Below are 21482 nucleotides of genomic sequence, written 5' to 3'. Positions count from 1 at the left end.
TGGGAATCTGGTGACGGCTTTTGTAGGAGCGAGCTTGCTCGCGAAAAATTATCTGACACCTCGGTCTTACCGGAAAAACGTGTCACCGTTGACGATTTTCGCGAGCAAGCTCGCTCCTACAAGGATGGCATGTGGGTCAGAAAGACGGCGCCTGTTGCCGTCGCTTCCACTGATTCAAGCGCTGTTGCAAATTCAACGGGCTGTGGATTTGCTGCTGTTGCGCACGGCTGAACAGGATCAACATCAATTCAGCGGTGGCCAGGGCGTCGGCGCTGGCGTGGTGGCGCTCGAAGACTTCGAGCTTGAACCAGTCGATCCAGTCGTCCAGCCCGGCCTCGCGAATGTGCGCCTGGGGGCATAGCAGCGGCGCAATGTCTGCCACGTCCAGAAAGGCATGCTGCAACTTGTAACCCAGATGATCCTTCAGTGCGCGCCCCAACATATGCTGGTCGAACGGCGCATGAAAGGCCAAAACCGGGCTGTCTCCGACAAACTCCATGAATTCGAGCAGCGCCTCGGCTGGATCACTGCCGGCAGCAATTGCACTAGGGCCCAAGCCGTGGATCAGCACGCTGGGGCCGAGTTTGAGTTCCTCGCATTGCAAGGTTCGCTCGAACTGTCGGCTGAAATCGATCGCGCCATCCTCGATCACCACGGCGCCGATGGACAGTACCCGGTCCTTGTTCATATTCAGCCCGGTGGTTTCCAGGTCGAGCACTACCCAGCGCTGCTCGCGCAGGCTGCAATCACTCAAACCGGTGACCGTCGGCAGGCGTTGAAGGCGTTGCTGCAGGTCGGCGGACAAGCTCGGGCCGGCCGGGCGCAGCCATGAAAACAGGCTCATAACTGATACCGCAAGGCCAGGCTGCTTTGCAGGCGCTGTGCCTGGCGCAGGGACTCACGCAGGATGCGCCGGTCCAGATGATTGAGGCTGTCGGGATCGACCCGGTTCGAGTAAGGAAAATTCTCCCGGGTCTGTAGTTGATGTTGCTGCATGCGGGTTTGCTGGATGAAGTGATAGGCCTCTTCGTACGCGGCGCCGTCCAGGGGAGCGATGATCTCCTTTTCGACCAACTGGCGAAAACGCTCCAGCGTGTTGTTCGCTTCGATACCGTGGACCAGGGCCAGCAACCGGGCGCCGTCGACAAAGGGCGCCAGACCCTGGATCTTCAGGTCCAGGGTGGCTTTCTCGCCATTTTTACGCGCCAGCACGAACTCGCGGAAACGTCCTACGGGCGGGCGATTGCGTAGCGCATTCTCGGCCATCATGCGCTGGAACAAACGGTTGTCGCCGACCTGATCGAGAATGCCCCGACGCAACTGCTCACAGCCTTGTTCGTTGCCCCAGACCACGCGCAAGTCGAAATAGATGCTCGAACCCAGCAGGTTCTCCGGGGTTGCCTCACGGATAAACGCCGCGAAGCGCCGCGCCCATTCGGCCCGGGACAGGCACAGCTCGGGGTTGCCGGCCATGATATTGCCCTTGCACAGGGTGAAACCACACAGCGCCAGGCTCTGGTTGATCTGCTGGGCAATGGGCAGCAGCTTGCCGCGAATCTCGGCCGCATGGGCCGCATCCCTGGCTTCGAACAGAATGCCGTTGTCCTGGTCGGTGTGCAGGGTCTGCTCGCGACGGCCTTCGCTGCCGAAGCACAGCCAGCTGAACGGCACGCCGGGGTCGCCTTTTTCGGCGAGGATCAGTTCGATAACCCGGCACACGGTGTGGTCGTTGAGCAAGGTGATGATGTGGGTGATCTGCGTCGAAGACGCGCCATGGGCCAGCATGCGCTCGACCAGTTGACCGATTTCGCCCCGTAGCGCCACCAGGTTTTCCACTTTCTGGGCATTGCGGATAGTGCGCGCCAGGTGCACCAGGTCGACCCGTTGCAGGGAAAACAGATCGCGCTCGGAAACCACGCCGCACAAGCGCTGGTCCTTGACCAGGCAGACATGGGCGATGTGACGCTCGGTCATGGCAATCGCCGCGTCGAATGCACTGTGATCCGGCGACAGGAAGAACGGCGCCCGGGTCATGTGCCCATCGATGGCTTCGTTGAAATCACTGCTGCCGTTGGCCACGGTCTGGCGCAGGTCGCGCAGGGTGAAAATCCCCAATGGCGCCTTGCACTCATCGACCACCACGATGCTGCCGACCTGTTGTTCGTGCATCAACGTCACGGCTTCGCGCAATGGCGTCTGCGGGCCGCACGTTACGGGGTGGCGCATGGCCAATTCGCCCAGTCGGGTATTGAGCGAATATTGGGTGCCCAGGGTTTCCACGGCTTTTTGCTGCACTTGCTGGTTGACCTGATCCAGCAGGCTGCTGACGCAGCGCAAGGCGAAGTTGCGGAAGGTGTCCGACAGCGAAAACAGGCGGATGAACGCCGGTTTGTTCAGTTGCAGGCAGAAGGTGTCTTCGCCGGCCAGGTGCTCGGTGCGGGTCGCCCGTTCACCCAGCAATGCCGCGAGGGGGAAACACTCGCCGGTGGTGATCTCGAAGACCGTTTCGGTGCCACCTTTTGCCGTATGCGGACGCTCGCCCACGACCCGGCCTTGCTTGACGATATAGAAGTGCTCGACCGGCCCGTCGGCGGGTTTGATGATGCTCTCGCCGGGGGCGTAAAAACGCAGTTGACATTGCTCGACCAGATACGCCAGGTGAGCGTGTTCCATCTGGTTGAAGGGCGGGAAGCGCTGAAGGAATTGCAACGTACCCTGGATGTTCTGCAACACCGCGGTTTTCCCTGCCTGTGTGAAGGCGTCCGCTTTATTCATAACCATTACCGCAGTCTTTTTTGAATTGTTGTAGTCGGATGACATGGACATGGTCGACCCCTGCGGTCGGGGTGCCCATTGGACGTAAGTCTAGGTAGGCGGTTGGTGTCCTGAAATGTCGGAAGAAGCCTACGCAAACGTGCGAAAAACCTCTCGGCCCCCCTATTGGAAAATTATCTGCCGGAGTGCACATTGATGATCTGCTTAGCGATGTCTCGTCAGTGTGCTAGGGAAATGAATTGAACATGTAGAGAAAGCCATGTCCGACCACGATATTTTGAGCGACGCCGAGCGCGAAGCGCTGAGTGCCGTCATGCTGGAGCCTGACCTGCCACCGCAACGGGTGCTGATCGTCGATGACGATAAGGACGCCCGGGACCTGCTGTCAGAGATCCTGGCACTGGACGGTATTCGCTGCCTGACCGCGGCCAGTGGCGAAGCGGCACTCAAGATGCTGGTGGCCGAGGCAGAGGTCAAAAAGCCGACGATCGGTTTACTGATCACCGACCTGCGGATGGGACACGTTGATGGCCTGGAACTGATCCGTCAGGTGCGCGAATCGGTAAGGGCGGCATTGCCGATCATCATTGTCTCGGGTGACGCCGACGTGAAGGATGCGATCGCTGCGATGCATATGAGCGTGGTGGATTTTCTGCTCAAGCCGATTGATACCGGCAATCTGCTGGAGTTGGTCAAACGTGAGCTAGGGATGAAGCCTTAGTCCAAGCCTGTCAGTCCTGAACTAACTCTGTGGGATCGCGGACAGCCCACAAAGAAAAAGCCCTGATCTGTCGATCAGGGCTTTTTCATGTCCGGCGCAGACGCTCAGTTACAGGCCATTGGCAGCCTTGAACTCGCGACGACGACGGTGCAGGACCGGCTCGGTGTAGCCGTTCGGCTGTTTCGTGCCTTCGACCACCAGTTCGACCGCCGCCTGGAAGGCGATGTTGCTGTCGAAGTTCGGGGCCAGCGGACGGTACAGCGCGTCGCCGGCGTTCTGACGGTCAACCACCGGCGCCATGCGCTTGAGGCTTTCCATCACTTGCTCTTCGGTGACGACGCCGTGACGTAGCCAGTTGGCGATGTGCTGGCTGGAAATACGCAGCGTGGCACGGTCTTCCATCAGGCCGACATCGTTGATGTCCGGCACTTTCGAACAGCCGACGCCCTGGTCGATCCAGCGCACCACGTAACCGAGAATGCCCTGGCTGTTGTTGTCCAGTTCGTTCTTGATCTGCTCGGCGGTCCACTGCGGGTTTACCGCCAGCGGGATGGTCAGGATGTCGTCCACCGAAGCGTGGGCACGTTTGGCCAGTTCGGCCTGACGGGCGAACACGTCAACCTTGTGGTAGTGCAGCGCGTGCAACGCGGCAGCGGTCGGCGATGGTACCCAGGCGGTGTTGGCACCGGCCATCGGGTGAGCGATTTTCTGTTCGAGCATCGCCGCCATCAGGTCAGGCATGGCCCACATGCCTTTACCGATTTGTGCGCGACCTTGCAGGCCGGTGCTCAGGCCGATATCGACGTTGGAGTTCTCGTAGGCGCCGATCCATTTTTCCGCCTTCATGTCCGCCTTGCGCACCATCGGGCCGGCTTCCATGGAGGTGTGGATTTCATCGCCCGTGCGGTCGAGGAAGCCGGTGTTGATGAACACCACACGCTCGCTCGCCGCCTTGATGCAGGCCTTGAGGTTGATGGTGGTACGACGCTCCTCGTCCATGATCCCGACTTTGAGGGTGTTGCGTGGCAGGCCCAGCACGTCTTCGATGCGACCGAACAGCTCGTTGGTGAACGCCGCTTCTTCCGGGCCGTGCATCTTCGGCTTGACGATATAGATGGAGCCTGTGCGGGTGTTTTTGCGCGAGGTGTTGCCGTTCAGGTTGTGCATCGATGCCAGGCAAGTCACCAGGCCATCGAGAATGCCTTCCGGCACTTCGTTACCATCTTTGTCGAGGATCGCATCGATGGTCATCAGGTGACCGACGTTACGCACGAACAGCAACGAACGACCGTGCAGGCTCAGTTCACTGCCATCGACAGCGGTGTAGGTGCGGTCGGCGTTCATGGTGCGGGTAAAGGTCTGACCGCCTTTGGCGACGTTTTCCGACAGATCGCCCTTCATCAGGCCGAGCCAGTTGCGGTAGATCACCACTTTGTCATCGGCGTCGACGGCGGCAACGGAGTCTTCGCAGTCCATGATGGTGGTCAGTGCGGCTTCCATCAGGATGTCTTTGACGCCGGCCGCGTCGGTCTGGCCGACCGGGGTGCTGGCGTCGATCTGGATTTCGAAATGCAGGCCGTTGTTTTTCAGCAGGATCGCGGTCGGTGCAGGGGCATCGCCCTGGAAACCGATCAGTTGTGCGTCGTTGCGCAGGCCGGTGTTGCTGCCGCCTTTAAGGGCGACCACCAGTTTGCCGTCAACGATCTTGTAGCCGGTGGAATCGACGTGGGAGCCGGCCGCCAATGGCGCCGCTTCGTCGAGGAAGGCACGGGCGAAGGCGATGACCTTGTCGCCGCGAACCTTGTTGTAGCCTTTGCCTTTTTCCGCGCCGTCGGCTTCGCTGATGGCGTCGGTGCCGTAGAGCGCGTCATACAGCGAACCCCAGCGGGCGTTTGAGGCATTGAGGGCGAAACGGGCATTCATCACCGGCACCACGAGCTGCGGGCCGGCCATGCGGGCGATTTCTTCGTCGACGTTTTGCGTCGTTGCCTGGAAATCGGCCGCTTCTGGCAGCAGATAACCGATCTCTTGCAGGAAGGCTTTATAGGCCACGGCGTCATGCGCTTGACCGGCACGGGATTGGTGCCAGCCATCGATGCGAGCCTGGAAATCATCGCGTTTGGCGAGTAGGGCTTTGTTCTTCGGCGCCAGGTCATGAATGACCTTGTCGGCACCGGCCCAGAACTTATCGGCGGTGAGGCCGGTACCGGGAATGGCTTCGTTGTTCACGAAGTCGAACAGGACTTTGGCGACCTGCAGGCCACCGACTTGAACGTGTTCAGTCATTGCTTGCCTCACTCTGCTCAGCTATTTCGCTTTTCAGCTCTTCAATTTAACAATGAAGCCTTTGGCCATTTAAACCACAAACCCGTCTACCAGTACATGCCCATGACAGGCGGCTGGGTTGGGACCAATCAACGGCTTGGGGCCTTGCTGACAGGGCTTTCAGGGTTGCGAACGTGCCTGCGGCAGACATCGATCCAACGTTATGTAGTGCGCGCTGCGGCATACTACATGATGAATTGCGGTTGTGAAAATTAGACTAATTACGTCGTTCTGCGACCCCATGACGCATTGCGGTCACGGCGCGGAGCAGGATGTTCTCAAAAAACCAGTGGATTGTTCCAGTTAAATATCAAAAGTTGTACACGATTTGTTGGGTCAGTCAGATCGGCGGTGCCTTCATTCGCGAGCAGGCTCGCTCCCACAAAGGCCCGCGCAACCGTTGTGGGAGCGAGCCTGCTCGCGAAGGCGCCTGACCTGTCGGCGCAGGTCCAACCCTTGCCTATACTTGGTTCTCCATAACAAAAGTCATGACAAGAGGGCTGCGCCATGGACCACCTCGTACTCACTGTTTTTGCTCCGGACAAGCCCGGGCAAGTCGAGCGCATTGCCCAATGCATTGCCGAACACGGCGGCAATTGGCTGGAAAGCCGCATGTCGCGCATGGCGGGACAATTCGCCGGGATTCTTCGAGTGGGGGTGCCGGCAGAGGCCTACGACGAACTGGTCGATGCCTTGCAGGGCTTGTCCGCCCAGGGCATTCGCGTGTTGATCGCTGAAAGCGGTATCGAACAATCCTGCACCTGGAAACCGATCGCCATGGAACTGGTGGGCAATGATCGCCCGGGGATCGTGCGTGACATCACGCGCTTGCTGAGCGAGCAGGGGGTGAACCTGGAACGGCTGATCACTGAAGTGCGCCCTGCCCCGATGAGCAGTGAGCCGTTGTTCCATGCCGAAGCGATTCTCGCGGTACCGCTGACGCTGTCGCTGGACGTACTGCAATCGCGCCTGGAAACCCTGGCTGACGACCTGATGGTCGAATTGGTGCTGCGCAGTGAACCCTGATCAGGTTATCCAAGTTAAACGTGCACCCGCCTGTGGATAACCTGTAGAGACACCCCGCCAGGCCACGCCGACCGGGGCTCTCCAGCTTCTGATCAAAAAACCAGCAGTTTCAGCCACTTGCGCACAAACGGCGGGGATCACGTTGTGGATAACCTTGGGAAGGAATGGTGCAGGCCACGGGAGACGTGGCCGGCAGGGTTTTGTGCGTTTTTTGATCAGCTGCGGCGGCGCAAACTTATCCACGCATCGATGCTGTAAACCGCCAGGCCGGCCCAGATAAACATGAACGCTACCAGGGTGCTGGACGACAGGTGCTCGTCAAACAGCAGGACCGCTTGCAGCAGTACCAGAGTTGGCGCCAGATACTGGAGAAAGCCCAGTGTCGTGTAGGGCAAATGCCGTGCAGCAGCGTTGAAGCAGACCAGCGGCACGAGCGTGATCGGGCCGGCGGCGACCAGCCACCAGGCCTGGGACGTGGTCCAGAATTCGGCCTGGGCGCTGCTGGCCGTCGGATTGAGCAGCAACCAGCCGAGGGCAATCGGCACCAGCATCCAGGTTTCCACCACCAGTCCCGGCAGCGCCTTGACCGGCGCCTGCTTGCGAATCAGGCCATAGAAACCGAAGGTCAGTGCCAACACCAGCGACACCCATGGCAGGCTGCCGACCTGCCAGACCTGTTGCGCCACACCCACAGCCGCCAGACCGACGGCAATCCATTGCATGCGCCGCAGCCGTTCGCCGAGGATCAGCATGCCCAGCAATACGTTCACCAAGGGGTTGATGTAGTAACCAAGACTGGCCTCCAGCATGCGTCCGTTGTTCACCGACCAGACGTAGGTCAGCCAGTTGGCCGCGATCAGCGCACCGCTCAGGGCCAGGATCGCCAGCCGTCGCGGATTTTCTCGCAGTTCGCGCCACCAGCCGGGATGTTTCCAGACCATCAGCAACAAGGCGCCGAACAGCGCCGACCAAAGCACCCGGTGGATGATGATTTCCACGGCGGGCACGCTGGCGATGGCTTTGAAGTAGAGGGGGAAAAGTCCCCAGATGATGTAGGCACTCAGGCCTAGAATGTACCCGTGGCGCGGGTTGGCGGCTTGCATGCAGAATCCTTGCTTAGGCAGCTAACAAAGAGGGGATTGTAAGGAGAATTGTCTGTGGATGTCCTGACTGAATAGGTAGGTCATTTGTGAACATCGGTCTCTGTAGGAGCGAGCTTGCTCGCGAAGAACGCAAGGGCAACGCGTTTATCCAGACAGCACGCGTTATCGTTGACGTCCATCGCGAGCAGGCTCGCTCCTACAGGGGGGGCGGGTGGGTCAGAAGAGCTTCAGTGGCTCTTCGTTGAGCGCCGCCAGTTGCTCGCGCAACGCCAACACTTGATCACCCCAATAACGCTCGGTGCCGAACCACGGGAAACTGCGAGGGAAGGCCGGGTCTTCCCAGCGGCGGGCGAGCCAGGCGCTGTAGTGCATCAGGCGCAAGGCGCGCAGCGGTTCGATCAAGGCCAGTTCACGGGGGTCGAAGTCGTGGAATTCGTTGTAGCCGTCCATCAGTTCCGACAACTGGCTCAGGCAATCCTGACGATCGCCGGCGAGCATCATCCAGATGTCCTGCACCGCCGGACCCATGCGGCAGTCGTCGAGGTCGACGATATGGAACATCTCGTCACGGCACATCATGTTGCCGGGGTGGCAGTCACCGTGCATGCGGATGTTCTGGTGCGGCGTGTTGCTGTAGACATCTTCCACACGCTTGAGCAGATCGCGGGCCACCGATTCGTAGGCCGGTAGCAGGCTGCGGGGGATGAAGTTGCCGTCCAGCAGCGTGGCCAGTGAGTCATGACCGAAATTTTTCACCGCCAGCGCTTCACGGTGCTCGAAGGGCCGGGTCGAGCCGACCGCATGCAGGCGTCCGAGCAACTGGCCCAGGCGATACAGTTGATCGAGGTTGCCCGGCTCCGGCGCGCGGCCACCACGGCGGGGGAACAGGGTGAAACGGAAACCATTGTGTTCGTGCAGGGTTTCACCGTTGTGGATCAACGGCGCCACGACCGGCACCTCGCAGTCGGCGAGTTCGGCGGTGAACTGGTGCTCTTCCAGAATCGCTTCGTTGCTCCAGCGTTGCGGCCGGTAGAACTTGGCGATCAGCGGCTCGGCGTCTTCAATGCCGACCTGATAGACGCGGTTCTCGTAGCTGTTGAGCGCCAGGATGCGCGCGTCGCTGAGAAAGCCGATGCTTTCGACGGCATCGAGCACGAGGTCTGGTGTGAGGGTTTCAAACGGGTGGGCCATGCTGACTCCTGCGCGCAGCAGGCTGCTGCGTCCGGCCAGGCATGGTAGCGCAGACGGGCGCTCTTTAGGGGCAGGGTTGCGAGATGTGTTGTCTGGGCTGGCATCTTCGCGAGCAGGCTCGCTCCCACAGGGAGTCATGTAGTCCTTGTGGGAGCGAGCCTGCTCGCGATGAGGGGCTGTCAGGCGCCGACGATCCCGCCATCCTCCCGCGAAATCGCCATCACCGAAGACCGCGGCTTGCCATTGGGCAAGTGCTCGGGGAAGGTCGAACCGCCGTTTTCACCCGGATGCTGAATCCCGACAAACAGGGTTTTCTGATCCGGGGAGAAGCTGATCCCCGTCACTTCACAACCGACTGGGCCAACCATGAAGCGGCGAATCTCGCCGGTTACCGGGTCGGCACAGAGCATCTGGTTGTTGCCCATGCCGGCAAAGTCGCCGGCGTTGCTCGAATCGCCGTCGGTGAGAATCCACAAGCGTCCGGCCTTGTCGAAGCCCAGGCCGTCCGGGCTGTTGAACATGTTCTGCGGCGTGATGTTCGACGATCCGCCTTTTGGTGTGCCTGCGTGAACCCCCGGATTACCGGCGACGACGAACAGGTCCCAGGCAAAGGTTTTCGAACCGTGATCGTCACGCTCGGTGCGCCAGCGCAGGATCTGGCCGTAGACGTTCTTCTCGCGCGGGTTCGGACCGCCCACCGGTTGCCCGTCTTCGCCTCGTTTGGCGTTGTTGGTCAGCGTGCAGTAGACCTGACCGTCCTTGGGACTGACCACGATCCATTCCGGGCGGTCCATGCGCGTGGCTTTCACCACACTGGCGGCGAGACGGGCGTGGATCAGCACTTCGGCCTGATCGGCAAAACCGCTGCTGGCGTCGATGCCGTTTTTACCGTGGGTCAGTTCGATCCATTCACCCTGGCCTTTCGGGTGATCGACGTTGCCGTCCCCGGCATCGAAACGCGCCACGTACAGGGTGCCGTGATCGAGAATATCGCGGTTGGCCTTGGGGTTCTTGTGGTCGATCTTGTCGCGGCTGACGAATTTGTAGATGAACTCACCGCGTTCATCGTCGCCCATGTACACCACGGCATGACCGTCGCCGGTTTCGGCCAGGGCGGCGTTTTCGTGTTTGAAGCGGCCCAGGGCCGTGCGTTTGACCGGCGTCGATTTCGGATCGAACGGATCGATCTCCACCACCCAGCCGTGACGGTTGAGCTCGTTGGGGTTCTTCGCCATGTCGAAGCGCTCGTCGTGCGGGTGCCAGTTGATTTCTTTGCTGGTGGCCACCACACCGTAGCGTTTTTGCGCCGGGTCGAATTTCTGCTCGGCGTTGCTGCTGCCGAAGCAGTCGGTGAAGTTCTCTTCACAGGTCAGATAGGTGCCCCACGGCGTCTTGCCGTTGGCGCAGTTCTGGAACGTGCCCAGGACGTTCTTGCCCAGCGGATCGGCGCTGGTTTTGAGCAGGGCATGTCCGGCGGCCGGGCCGCTCAGGGTGATGGGGGCGTTGCCGTGAATGCGGCGGTTGTAGCGCGAGCCCTGGACGAATTGCCATTGGCCGTTCTTGCGCTGCACTTCAATCACCGACACACCTTCGCAGGCCAGTGCCTTGCGCACTTCTTGCGCCGATTGCGGCATGCCGCCGTGGGCGTAGAGGTAGCGGTAATTGGTGTATTCGTTGTTGATCGCCATCAGCGCCCGGTCTTTTTCGCCCGGAAACTCGAACAGGCTCATGCCGTCGTTGTTGTCGCCGAACTGGACTTCCTGATGTTCGGCGCTGCCGTTGCCGCTCGGGTCGAACGCCGGGCCGTCTTTGTGCAGCGGCTGGCCCCAGCTGATCAGCACCGAGGACTTGTAGCCCGGTGGCAGGGTGATGGCATCGCTGGTGGCGGCGGCAATGCTGTCGAAGCCCAACAACTGGCTGTTGCCGGCGCTGACACTGGCGGCCATCACGCTGCGGCTCAGCAGATTGCCGCCGAGGAACATCGCAGCGCCGCACAAGGCACCTGCGCTGATGAAGCCGCGACGGCTGAGGCCGACCATGTTTTCGAGGTCGGTGGACTGGTTTTCTTCTAATAGACTCATTTCAGGCTCCCTGCGGATTTTGCAGACACCTTAAAGATGAGTAATGAACCTTTTGTTGCAGTTCTGCTTACAGTGGTGTGCCCAGCAGAACCCGGGACGGCGAGAACTCGACGCGCACCGGTTTGCCGCAGGTCAGCCCCGATGCTTGCAGATGACTCGGTTCGGCCAAGGCGCATAGGGTCAGACCGTTGGGCAGGGTGATGCGCACTTCGCTGGGGCCGTCGTCGGCATCGAGAATTTTTTCGATGATGCCGCTGAGGCAATTATTTCCAGGTGTTTCGACAGAGTCGATTTGCAGCACGTCGAGCCAGCCGGCCTTGATCAATGCCACGACTTCGGTGCCGATTTGCAGCTCCAGGCGCTCGGTGCTGTCGTGGGTGATTTGCGCGGCGACGATCAGGCCTTCGGCGACTTCGAGGCGAATCAGGTCGTTGCGCCCCTGAGGTTCGATCGCCATCACCTTGCCGTGCAACTGGTTGCGCGCGCTGGTGCGCAGCATCAGACGCCCGAGCAGGTCCAGGTCGCTGGCGTCTTCAGCGGCTTCGAGCACCTGGGCCTGCAAGGCTTGCAGCTTCTGGTACAGGCGCAGCACCCGCTCACCTTCGTTGGACAGGCGCGCACCGCCGCCGCCCTTGCCTCCGACAATCCGCTCCACCAGCGGTTTCTGCGCCAGATTGTTCAGCTCATCGATCGCATCCCAGGCGGCCTTGTAGCTCATGCCCGCGCTTTTGGCCGCGCGGGTGATCGAGCCTTGTTCGGCGATGTGCTGCAGCAGGGCGATGCGTTGCGGACGGCGGACGATGTGCTGGGACAGCAAGGTGGGCAAAGACATGGCAAGTCGCTTTGGGTGGTGACGATGGTCAGGACGTTGGCCGCTTGGGTCGCGTGAGTCAAGTCAGGGTGTCTCGCCGGGTTTAGGCGTGCGGGCCAGGCAATAGACATCGACCCTGGCCGCCCCGGCGTCCATCAGCAGGCGAGCCAGGGCCTGGGCCGTGGCGCCGGTGGTCAATACATCGTCGACCAGAGCCAGGTGCTGGCCTTTGACGATGGCGCCGGGTGTCAGGGCGAAAGCGTTGCGCAGGTTCTTTCGGCGGGCTTCGGCGTTCAAGGCCTGTTGGGCGTCGGTGTCCTGGGTGCGCAGCAGCAACCGTTCGTCGCAAGGGATATCGAGACTCGCACTCAACCAGCGAGCCAGCATCGCCGCCTGATTGAACCCGCGCTGGCGCAGGCGTCGGGTGGCCAACGGTACCGGGATCAGGGCATGGGGGCGCGGTAGGTCGTCTTCGAAGCGATGTTGCAGGCATTGAGCAAGAAGTTCGGCGAGCAGGCGGCCAAACGGCCACTTGGTGTTGTGTTTGAAGCGGGTGATCAGGCTGTCTACCGGAAAGTTGTAGGTCCAGGGCGCAATCACCTGCTCGAAGGCCGGTGGCTGCTTCAGGCAATGGCCGCATGTGAGGCCCGCAGCCGGAAGCGGCAGGGCGCAGGTGATGCAATGATCGCCGAGCCAGGGCAGCTCGAATTCGCAAGCCGTGCAGACAGGAGGGACGCCTTCGGCCGGTTCATCGCACAAAAGGCATGATTGTTTGTTTTTTAACCAGATGTAAACCTGTCCTTCGTATCGTGGTTGACAGCGCATCGCTCTTCCTTAAATATGCCGAAACATCTGTGAAGCGACTGTGACATTCCATTAGCCAGCCGCCTGCCAAAGCATAATTCAAAGGAAACGCCCATGAGCGCCAGCACCACTGCAACCCTGCGTCATGACTGGACTTTGGCCGAAGTCAAAGCACTCTTCGTTCAGCCATTCAATGACCTGTTGTTCCAGGCGCAGACGGTGCACCGTGCGCATTTCGACGCCAACCGCGTCCAGGTGTCGACCTTGCTGTCGATCAAAACCGGCGCCTGCCCGGAAGATTGCAAATATTGTCCGCAGTCCGGTCACTACAACACCGGCCTGGAAAAAGAAAAGCTGATGGAAGTGCAGAAGGTCCTAGAAGAAGCCGCTCGCGCCAAAGCCATCGGTTCGACCCGCTTCTGCATGGGCGCGGCGTGGAAGCACCCGTCGGCCAAGGACATGCCTTATGTCCTGAAGATGGTTGAAGGCGTGAAAGCCCTTGGCCTGGAAACCTGCATGACCCTCGGTCGCCTGGATCAGGATCAGACCGAAGCGCTGGCCAAGGCCGGCCTCGACTACTACAACCACAACCTCGATACATCGCCGGAGTTCTACGGCAGCATCATCACCACCCGCACCTACAGCGAGCGCCTGCAAACCCTGGCCTATGTGCGTGAGTCGGGAATGAAGATCTGTTCCGGTGGCATCCTCGGCATGGGCGAGTCGCTGGACGACCGCGCCAACCTGCTGATCCAGTTGGCCAACCTGCCGGAGCATCCGGAGTCGGTGCCGATCAACATGCTGGTGAAAGTCGCCGGTACGCCGCTGGAAAACGCCGACGACGTCGATCCGTTCGACTTCATCCGCATGCTCGCCGTCGCGCGCATCCTGATGCCGCAATCCCACGTGCGCCTCTCTGCCGGCCGCGAAGCCATGAACGAGCAGATGCAGGCCCTGGCGTTCTTCGCCGGCGCCAACTCGATTTTCTACGGCGAAAAACTGCTGACCACCGCCAACCCGCAGGCCGACAAGGACATGCAACTGTTCTCGCGCCTGGGCATCCTGCCGGAAGCCCGCGAAGAGCACGCCGATGAAGTGCATCAGGCGGCGATCGAGCAGGCGCTGGTGGAGCAGAAGAGCAGCGAGCAGTTCTACAACGCGGCGGTTTAAATCCAACATTTATTCCTCTGAAGGAATGCAAAACCCTGTGGGAGCGAGCCTGCTCGCGAATGCGGACTGACATTCAACATTGATGTTGGCTGACACGACGCCTTCGCGAGCAGGCTCGCTCCCACAGGGGACATGTGTCATTTGATAGTCGAGGCCTGCATGTCTTTCGATCTCGCCGCACGCCTTGCCGCCCGTCGTGCCGAAAACCTCTACCGCCAGCGCCCGCTGCTCGAAAGCCCGCAGGGGCCGCAAGTGGTGGTCGATGGCCAGCCGTTGCTGGCGTTCTGTAACAACGACTACCTGGGCCTGGCCAATCATCCGCAAGTGATCGAAGCCTGGCGTGCCGGCGCGTCGAAGTGGGGGGTGGGCGGAGGGGCATCCCATCTGGTCATCGGTCATAGTTCCCCGCACCATGCCCTGGAAGAAGCGTTGGCCGACCTGACCGGTCGTCCGCGCGCGTTGCTGTTCACCACCGGTTATATGGCCAACCTCGGCGCGGTCACGGCGCTGGTGGGGCAGGGTGATACGGTGCTCGAAGACCGTCTCAATCATGCGTCGCTGCTCGACGCGGGGCTGCTGTCCGGCGCGCGGTTCAATCGCTACCTGCACAACGACCCGGCGAGCCTCGCCAAACGCCTGGAAAAAGCCACCGGCAATACGCTGGTGGTCACCGATGGCGTGTTCAGCATGGACGGTGATATCGCCGACCTGCCGGCGCTGGCCCGGGAAGCCAAGGCCAAAGGTGCCTGGTTGATGGTCGACGATGCCCATGGTTTCGGACCGCTGGGTGCCAACGGTGGCGGCATCGTCGAACACTTCGGCTTGAGCCAGGATGACGTTCCGGTGCTGGTCGGCACCCTCGGCAAGGCGTTTGGCACGGCGGGTGCCTTTGTGGCTGGCAGCGAAGAGCTGATCGAAAGCCTGATCCAGTTCGCCCGCCCCTATATCTACACCACCAGCCAGCCGCCTGCGCTGGCCTGCGCCACGTTGAAAAGCCTGGAACTGCTGCGCAGCGAACACTGGCGCCGCGAGCATTTGCAGGTGCTGATCCGCCAGTTTCGCCGGGGTGCCGAACAGATTGGCCTGGAGCTCATGGACAGCTTCACGCCAATCCAGCCGATCATGATCGGTGACGCGGGGCGCGCGGTGCGTCTTTCACAGATGCTGCGTGATCGCGGGTTGATGGTGACCGCGATTCGCCCGCCGACCGTACCCGCCGGCAGCGCCCGATTGCGGGTCACGCTGACGGCTGCCCACAGTGAAGCCCAGGTACAGCTATTGTTAAGTGGACTGGCCGATTGTTTTCAGCTACTGAAGCCGGAGCCAAGCCATGCGTGATCGTCTGATTCTGCTGCCTGGCTGGGGTCTTGGCGTTTCACCGCTGGAGCCTCTGGCGGCGGCCTTGCGAGGCCTGGATGAGCACCTGCACGTCGAGATCGAGCCGTTGCCGGAGCTGGAGTCGAGCGATCTTGAAGAGTGGCTCGAAGAGCTTGATTCGACCTTGCCGCAAGACGTCTGGCTAGGCGGTTGGTCATTGGGCGGCATGCTCGCCTGCGAGTTGGCGGCCCGGCGTGGCGATCGCTGCTGTGGCGTGTTCACCTTGGCCAGCAACGCTTCTTTTGTCGCCCATGATCAATGGTCAAGCGCCATGCCTGGGGAAACCTTCGATGCGTTTCTGGCGGGCTGTGAAGCCGATCCGCGCGCGACCTTGAAACGCTTTTCACTGCTCTGCGCCCAAGGCGCCGAAGACCCACGCGGATTGTCGCGGTTGTTGCTCGGTGGCGCCCCGAATACCTCCGCGCCAGTGCTGCTCAGTGGTCTGCAAGTGCTCGCGCAACTGGATACACGACAGGCGCTGCAATCGTTCCGCGGTCCGCAACTGCATCTGTTCGCCGGCCTCGACGGGCTGGTGCCGGCGCAAGCGGCGGGCGAGTTGCTGGCATTGCTGCCGGATGTCGAAATCGGTCTGATTGAACAGGCCAGCCACGGGTTTCTCCTGGAGGATCCCCATGGTGTGGCGGGGGCGATCCAGGCCTTTTTGCATGAGTCCGGCGATGACTGATTTATCCCTTCCCAACCTGCCCGGCACCTTGCCCGACAAGCGCCAGGTAGCCGCTTCATTCTCCCGCGCGGCGGCCAGCTATGACAGCGTGGCCGAGTTGCAGCGCGATGTCGGCAGCCAATTGCTCGGGCGTCTGCCGCAGGACTTCGTACCGCAGCGTTGGCTAGACCTGGGCTGTGGCACCGGGCATTTCAGTCGCGCCCTGGATGAGCAGTTTCCGGGCAGTCACGGGGTGGCGCTGGACATCGCCGAAGGCATGCTCAACCACGCCCGGCCATTGGGCGGTGCCACACACTTCGTGGCCGGCGATGCCGAGCGTTTGCCACTGCAGGATTCGACCTGCGACCTGATCTTCTCCAGCCTGGCGGTGCAGTGGTGCGCAGACTTCGACTCGGTGCTCAGTGAAGCCTTTCGGGTGCTGAAACCGGGCGGCATCTTCGCGTTTGCTAGTCTGTGTGTAGGAACGTTGTTTGAATTGCGTGACAGCTGGCGCGAAGTTGACGGCATGGTGCACGTCAATCGTTTCCGGGAGTTTGGTGTTTATCAGCAGTTGTGTGCGGCGAGCGGCTTGAGAACGGTCAGTCTGCAAAACCTTGCGCACGTGCTGCATTACCCGGATGTGCGCAGCCTGACCCATGAACTCAAGGCGTTGGGTGCGCACAATCTCAATCCCGGGCGGCCGGGTGGCTTGACCGGCCGGGCGCGGATTCTGGGGCTGATCGAGGCTTACGAACAGTTTCGTCAGGCCCAGGGACTGCCGGCGACTTATCAAGTGGTGTACGCCGTTTTGGAGAAACCCTTATGAGCGCAGCCTATTTCATCGCCGGCACGGATACCGATGTCGGTAAAACCACGGTCGCTGCCGGGTTGCTGCATGCGGCGCGTTCGGCGGGTTTGAGTACGGCGGCGGGTAAGCCGGTCGCGTCAGGTTGCGACGTGACGCCCAAAGGCTTGCGTAATGCCGATGCGCTGGCCTTGCTGGCGGAGTGTTCACTGCCGCTGACCTATACACAGGTCAATCCGATGGCGTTTGAACCGGCCATTGCCCCGCATCTGGCGGCGCGAGAGGCGGGCGTGGCGCTGACGGTGCAGTCGTTGCTGACGCCGATGCGGCAGATTCTGGGCATGCAGGCGGACTTCACCCTGATCGAGGGCGCTGGCGGCTGGCGCGTACCCTTGGCGGATCAGGACAATCTGTCGGACCTGGCCATCGCATTGAAGCTGCCGGTGATCCTGGTGGTCGGTGTACGCCTGGGGTGTATCAGCCATGCCTTGCTGACCGCTGAGGCGATTGCCCGGGACGGTTTGCAACTGGCGGGCTGGGTGGCCAACATCATCGACCCCAAGACCTCGCGGCTGGAAGAAAACCTGGCCACTCTTGCCGAGCGCATCCCGGCACCGTGCCTGGGGCGTGTGCCTAAACTCAAGGCCGTTACGGCCGAGGCAGTGGCGGAGCACTTGCAACTGGACCTGTTGGACTGAGGTTTGTCGCATGCGGGCTTTGCCTATGACAAGGCACTGTGCCATTAGTGTTTTTGTCGAGTGTTTTGCCGGTCACTCTGCTTCAATGGCCGCTGTTGATCCTTTGAAAGGACGAGTTCTCCCATGGAAATATCAGGAAGCACCGCTTTTTATGCCGGTCTGAGCACCCTTCAGACCGGGCAGAATCGTGTCGATCAAGCCGCCGGGCAGATCGCCAACACGACGATCGAGCGCTCGGTGACCAGCCAGTCTTCCGAGGCACAGGTTGATCGGCTGCGATCGGTTGATCGCAGCCGGCAATCGGATCTGGCCAGCAACGTGGTCGAAATGGCCCAAGGCAAGATTCAGGCGGAGCTGGGTGTGAAAGTCGCCAAGGCAGCCGACGAAGTGCTCGGGACGTTGATCGATACCTACGCCTGATTCTGTTTGCCTGACTGAAAAAAGTCGGGCAAACATCCTTTGCTGGAAATGAAAAACGCGCTCATTCGGCCAATAATCCGATTACCCTGGGCTCTCCTGTCGAATATCCCCCGCTACTACCCGACACGACGATCCGTTGACTTGATTGGATTACCACATCCCAGTAGTCGCCGGGGCTGTTATCCCAGGTGAAATCCTCCGGTTGTCCCTCTGGAGAAAATCGTTGTTTGGCTATGAAAAATTCGCTGCCTGGAGTCGCCCAGCGTACGTAGCCCACGAGGACAACTTTTCCGTCCGCTTGCACTGCCGCTGCACGCCAGTGCACATCGCCATCATCGCGAGAGGTGATTACTGGCGAGCCTGTATTGAATTGTTTGTCGTTGCTGCCGTCAGCATTGAGTCTGGTCAGTAGACCCCGAACCCTGTCGTCAGCCCCTTTCGTCCAGGTTGCGAAAATGATCTTGTCGTCCGACTGCAGGCGACTGAGTGCATCGCTAAAGATAAAGTCGCTGGCGATGGACGAACCTGCCACCTCCAGCGGAATATCGCTGAAGCCATCCGTTCCGAAAGTTTCATCCAGCTCTCCTTGTTCGTCGTAACGCGCTACCGCCCCGGTTCTTTTTCTTTGCGCATCAAAGTAGAGGCCTGTGACGATAATCTTGCCGTCGCTCTGTACATGAACCATTTGGGCAAAGCTGTCCATTTGCTTGAACTTGATATCAATGAAGCCTTGGCCATTGCCGAACCCGGTATCCGGTTCTCCGTTGCTTTGCAGGCGGGACAGGCGACTCACGAGCGTTCCGATGGGGTAGTTGACGTGATAGTAAGCGACGATGAGTATCTTTTGATCGTCTTGCAGGCAGCCGTCAACGAACTTGTGGGGAACCGCTGGCGCATATGAATTATCCGGTCCCGTGACGATCCGGTTACCAAAAACAAGGTCAGGGCTGCCATTGGCGTTAAAGCGTCGTACGCCAGGTCGGCGAACGTTGTCTTTTTGCGATTCACCGATCAGGACGGTTTTTCCGTCTTTTTGCATTAGCAGTCTCATCGGAATGGATTGGTCGCCTGCGTCGAACTGACTCTTGGTGGGCGTGAACCCCTCGTCTACCTGACCATCCATCAGCAGACGAGCGAGAAGAAACTCTTTCCCGATTCTTGATGCGTGGGTCAAGCGTCCATGCTCATCAGAGACGATGGTATGTGTCACTCCAGGTGCTTCACTGGGGCGTACCACGCCATTGCTGCCAAAATTCGGGTCAAGATTACCGGGTAGTCGCAAGTCAGTATCTGGTTGATTGTCCATCTCAAATCCCCTCCATAGACGATCCTCGGGGAAGGTCACCATTGACCCCACGAGAGCCTATAGTCAGTAGGCGTCTTTTCGCTGTTTCGTGAACCTGTAAGAACTACCAGAACGATAGGCTTTATTGGCCATTTTCAGTGTCAATCAGGCCAGTTTCCTGTGGCCCTGTTCATTGCCGGTTTTAGCGATGACGAACGGCAAAAGATCGACGCTTGACAAGATTTGGGCGTAAACGTATGTTTCAAACAACTGTTTGATCGCAACAACGAATCCATGCGGTCGTTCATTCCCGGTTACATCAGCAGAGGTTTATCGCTATGCCTGACTACAAGGCCCCCTTGCGTGATATTCGCTTCGTTCGTGACGAGCTGCTCGGCTACGAAGCGCACTATCAGAGCCTTCCGGCTTGTGCCGACGCAACTCCGGACATGGTTGACGCCATTCTTGAGGAAGGCGCCAAGTTTTGTGAGCAGGTACTGGCTCCGCTGAACCGCGTGGGCGATCTCGAAGGCTGCACCTGGAGCGAGTCTGGCGTTAAAACCCCGACCGGCTTCAAGGAAGCCTACAAGCAATTCGTTGAAGGTGGCTGGCCGAGTCTGGCTCACGACGTAGAGCACGGCGGCCAAGGCCTGCCGGAGTCCCTGGGTCTGGCAGTCAGCGAAATGGTTGGCGAGGCCAACTGGTCGTGGGGCATGTACCCAGGCCTGTCGCACGGTGCGATGAACACTATCTCCGAGCACGGCACCCCCGAGCAGCAAGAGGCTTACCTGACCAAGCTGGTTTCCGGCGAGTGGACCGGCACCATGTGCCTGACCGAGCCGCACTGCGGCACCGACCTTGGCATGCTGCGCACCAAGGCCGAACCTCAGGCCGACGGTTCCTACAAGGTTTCCGGCACCAAGATCTTCATCTCGGCCGGTGAACACGACATGGCCGACAACATCGTCCACATCGTGCTGGCCCGCCTGCCGGATGCACCGGCTGGTACCAAAGGTATCTCCCTGTTCATCGTGCCGAAGTTCATGCCGAACGCCGATGGCTCGGTTGGCGCGCGTAACGCTGTGTCTTGCGGTTCCCTGGAACACAAGATGGGCATCCACGGCAACGCCACCTGCGTGATGAACTTCGACGGTGCCACCGGTTTCCTGATCGGCCCGGCGAACAAAGGCCTGAACTGCATGTTCACCTTCATGAACACCGCACGCCTAGGTACCGCGCTGCAAGGCCTGGCCCACGCCGAGGTCGGTTTCCAGGGCGGCCTGAAATACGCTCGTGACCGTCTGCAAATGCGTTCGTTGACTGGCCCGAAAGCGCCGGACAAAGCCGCTGACCCGATCATCGTGCACCCTGACGTACGCCGCATGCTGTTGACCATGAAGGCATTCGCCGAAGGCAACCGTGCGATGGTTTACTTCACTGCCAAGCAAGTCGACATCGTCAAATACGGCGTGGACGAAGAGGAGAAGAAGAAAGCCGACGCACTGCTGGCCTTCATGACTCCGATCGCCAAAGCCTTCATGACCGAAGTCGGTTTCGAATCGGCCAACCACGGCGTGCAGATCTACGGCGGCCACGGCTTCATCGCTGAGTGGGGCATGGAGCAGAACGTCCGCGACAGCCGCATCTCGATGCTGTACGAAGGCACCACCGGTATCCAGGCGCTCGACCTGCTGGGCCGTAAAGTGTTGATGACCCAAGGCGAGGCTCTGAAAGGCTTCACCAAGATCGTCCACAAGTTCTGCCAGACCAACGAAGGCAACGAAGCGGTTCAAGAGTTCGTCGCTCCGCTGGCTGCACTGAACAAGGAATGGGGCGAGCTGACCATGAAGGTCGGTATGGCTGCCATGAAAGATCGCGAAGAAGTCGGCGCGGCCTCCGTGGACTACCTGATGTATTCCGGTTACGCCTGCCTGGCCTACTTCTGGGCTGACATGGCGCGCCTGGCTGCCGAGAAACTGGCTGCCGGCACTTCCGAAGAGGCGTTCTACACCGCCAAGCTGCAGACTGCGCGCTTCTACTTCCAGCGTATCCTGCCGCGTACCCGCACTCACGTCGTAACCATGCTGTCGGGCGCCAACAACCTGATGGACATGAAAGAAGAGAACTTCGACCTGGGCTACTAAGCCTTAACGAAGCACTTGAAAAAGCCGCTGCTCCTTCGGGACCAGCGGCTTTTTTGCTTTGAAGATTACCGGCGGAAAAATG

The 21482-nt window shown here is 60.2% G+C and carries 18 protein-coding genes; 9 read left to right on the top strand and 9 right to left on the bottom strand.

The genetic code is table 11. The features are described from left to right. Positions 1-136 precede the first annotated feature (136 nt). Both AC3ITA_RS26520 and AC3ITA_RS26515 read right to left on the bottom strand, forming a co-directional pair. Positions 137-844 (bottom strand): 3'-5' exonuclease, encoded by a 708-nt coding sequence (locus AC3ITA_RS26520; protein ID WP_095944914.1) that lies wholly within the window; start codon positions 842-844, stop codon positions 137-139. After that, complete coding sequence (locus AC3ITA_RS26515) at positions 841-2781, bottom strand: DUF294 nucleotidyltransferase-like domain-containing protein (RefSeq protein ID WP_095944915.1); 1941 nt, start codon at positions 2779-2781, stop codon at positions 841-843. The genes AC3ITA_RS26520 and AC3ITA_RS26515 overlap by 4 nt, the downstream gene beginning before the upstream one ends. A gap of 253 nt (positions 2782-3034) precedes the next feature. Here AC3ITA_RS26515 and AC3ITA_RS26510 point away from each other — a divergent pair, with 253 nt between their 5' ends. Continuing rightward, on the top strand, positions 3035-3496 hold the full coding sequence (locus AC3ITA_RS26510; protein ID WP_095944916.1) for a response regulator: 462 nt from the start codon (positions 3035-3037) through the stop codon (positions 3494-3496). A gap of 108 nt (positions 3497-3604) precedes the next feature. Here the strand turns inward: AC3ITA_RS26510 and AC3ITA_RS26505 are convergent, their stop codons facing one another. Continuing rightward, positions 3605-5782, bottom strand: a complete 2178-nt coding sequence (locus AC3ITA_RS26505; RefSeq protein WP_095944917.1) for a malate synthase G — start codon at positions 5780-5782, stop codon at positions 3605-3607. 546 nt (positions 5783-6328) lie between these two features. On the opposite strand from AC3ITA_RS26505, the gene AC3ITA_RS26500 reads away from it, so the two are divergent. Beyond that, complete coding sequence (locus AC3ITA_RS26500; protein WP_414929555.1) at positions 6329-6847, top strand: glycine cleavage system transcriptional repressor; 519 nt, start codon at positions 6329-6331, stop codon at positions 6845-6847. A 215-nt stretch (positions 6848-7062) separates the two neighbouring features. Here AC3ITA_RS26500 and rarD read toward each other — a convergent pair whose 3' ends face one another. The 5 genes from rarD to AC3ITA_RS26475 all read right to left on the bottom strand — a co-directional run bounded on the left by rarD (position 7063) and on the right by AC3ITA_RS26475 (position 12858). Continuing rightward, positions 7063-7950 (bottom strand): EamA family transporter RarD, encoded by an 888-nt coding sequence (rarD, locus tag AC3ITA_RS26495; protein ID WP_414929556.1) that lies wholly within the window; start codon positions 7948-7950, stop codon positions 7063-7065. A gap of 216 nt (positions 7951-8166) precedes the next feature. Further along, on the bottom strand, positions 8167-9141 hold the full coding sequence (locus AC3ITA_RS26490) for a serine/threonine protein kinase (protein WP_489278807.1): 975 nt from the start codon (positions 9139-9141) through the stop codon (positions 8167-8169). A 179-nt stretch (positions 9142-9320) separates the two neighbouring features. Continuing rightward, on the bottom strand, positions 9321-11222 hold the full coding sequence (locus AC3ITA_RS26485; RefSeq protein WP_095944921.1) for a PhoX family protein: 1902 nt from the start codon (positions 11220-11222) through the stop codon (positions 9321-9323). Positions 11223-11289: 67 nt separating this feature from the next. Further along, positions 11290-12054 carry a TOBE domain-containing protein gene (locus AC3ITA_RS26480; RefSeq protein WP_095944922.1) on the bottom strand — a complete coding sequence of 255 codons (765 nt, stop codon included), beginning with the start codon at positions 12052-12054 and terminating at the stop codon, positions 11290-11292. 63 nt (positions 12055-12117) lie between these two features. Then, positions 12118-12858 carry a ComFC family protein gene (locus AC3ITA_RS26475; protein WP_095944923.1) on the bottom strand — a complete coding sequence of 247 codons (741 nt, stop codon included), beginning with the start codon at positions 12856-12858 and terminating at the stop codon, positions 12118-12120. Between the two features lie 93 nt (positions 12859-12951). Here AC3ITA_RS26475 and bioB point away from each other — a divergent pair, with 93 nt between their 5' ends. The 6 genes from bioB to AC3ITA_RS26445 all read left to right on the top strand — a co-directional run bounded on the left by bioB (position 12952) and on the right by AC3ITA_RS26445 (position 17971). Continuing rightward, complete coding sequence (gene bioB / locus AC3ITA_RS26470; protein WP_095944924.1) at positions 12952-14007, top strand: biotin synthase BioB; 1056 nt, start codon at positions 12952-12954, stop codon at positions 14005-14007. A 159-nt stretch (positions 14008-14166) separates the two neighbouring features. After that, positions 14167-15345, top strand: a complete 1179-nt coding sequence (gene bioF / locus AC3ITA_RS26465) for an 8-amino-7-oxononanoate synthase (protein ID WP_150672026.1) — start codon at positions 14167-14169, stop codon at positions 15343-15345. Next, positions 15338-16069, top strand: a complete 732-nt coding sequence (locus AC3ITA_RS26460; protein ID WP_095944821.1) for an alpha/beta fold hydrolase — start codon at positions 15338-15340, stop codon at positions 16067-16069. Before bioF ends, AC3ITA_RS26460 begins: the two co-directional genes overlap by 8 nt. Continuing rightward, positions 16062-16874, top strand: a complete 813-nt coding sequence (gene bioC / locus AC3ITA_RS26455; protein ID WP_095944822.1) for a malonyl-ACP O-methyltransferase BioC — start codon at positions 16062-16064, stop codon at positions 16872-16874. Before AC3ITA_RS26460 ends, bioC begins: the two co-directional genes overlap by 8 nt. After that, positions 16871-17551, top strand: coding sequence for a dethiobiotin synthase (gene bioD, locus AC3ITA_RS26450; protein WP_095944823.1), 681 nt, complete (start codon positions 16871-16873; stop codon positions 17549-17551). Before bioC ends, bioD begins: the two co-directional genes overlap by 4 nt. 123 nt (positions 17552-17674) lie before the next feature. Beyond that, positions 17675-17971, top strand: coding sequence for a pyrroloquinoline quinone biosynthesis protein PqqE (locus AC3ITA_RS26445; protein WP_489278803.1), 297 nt, complete (start codon positions 17675-17677; stop codon positions 17969-17971). 61 nt (positions 17972-18032) lie between these two features. On the opposite strand, the gene AC3ITA_RS26440 is transcribed toward AC3ITA_RS26445, so the two are convergent. After that, entirely contained in the window at positions 18033-19277 is a 1245-nt protein-coding gene (locus tag AC3ITA_RS26440; RefSeq protein WP_489278801.1) for a hypothetical protein, read from the bottom strand. Between the two features lie 317 nt (positions 19278-19594). Here AC3ITA_RS26440 and AC3ITA_RS26435 point away from each other — a divergent pair, with 317 nt between their 5' ends. Next, complete coding sequence (locus AC3ITA_RS26435) at positions 19595-21400, top strand: phenylacyl-CoA dehydrogenase (protein WP_489278799.1); 1806 nt, start codon at positions 19595-19597, stop codon at positions 21398-21400. Positions 21401-21482: the final 82 nt, after the last annotated feature.

This window comes from Pseudomonas sp. GL_090 (genome assembly GCF_057837765.1).
Note: the sequence above shows the minus strand (reverse complement) of the source record. Positions and strands in the feature narration are given on the sequence as shown.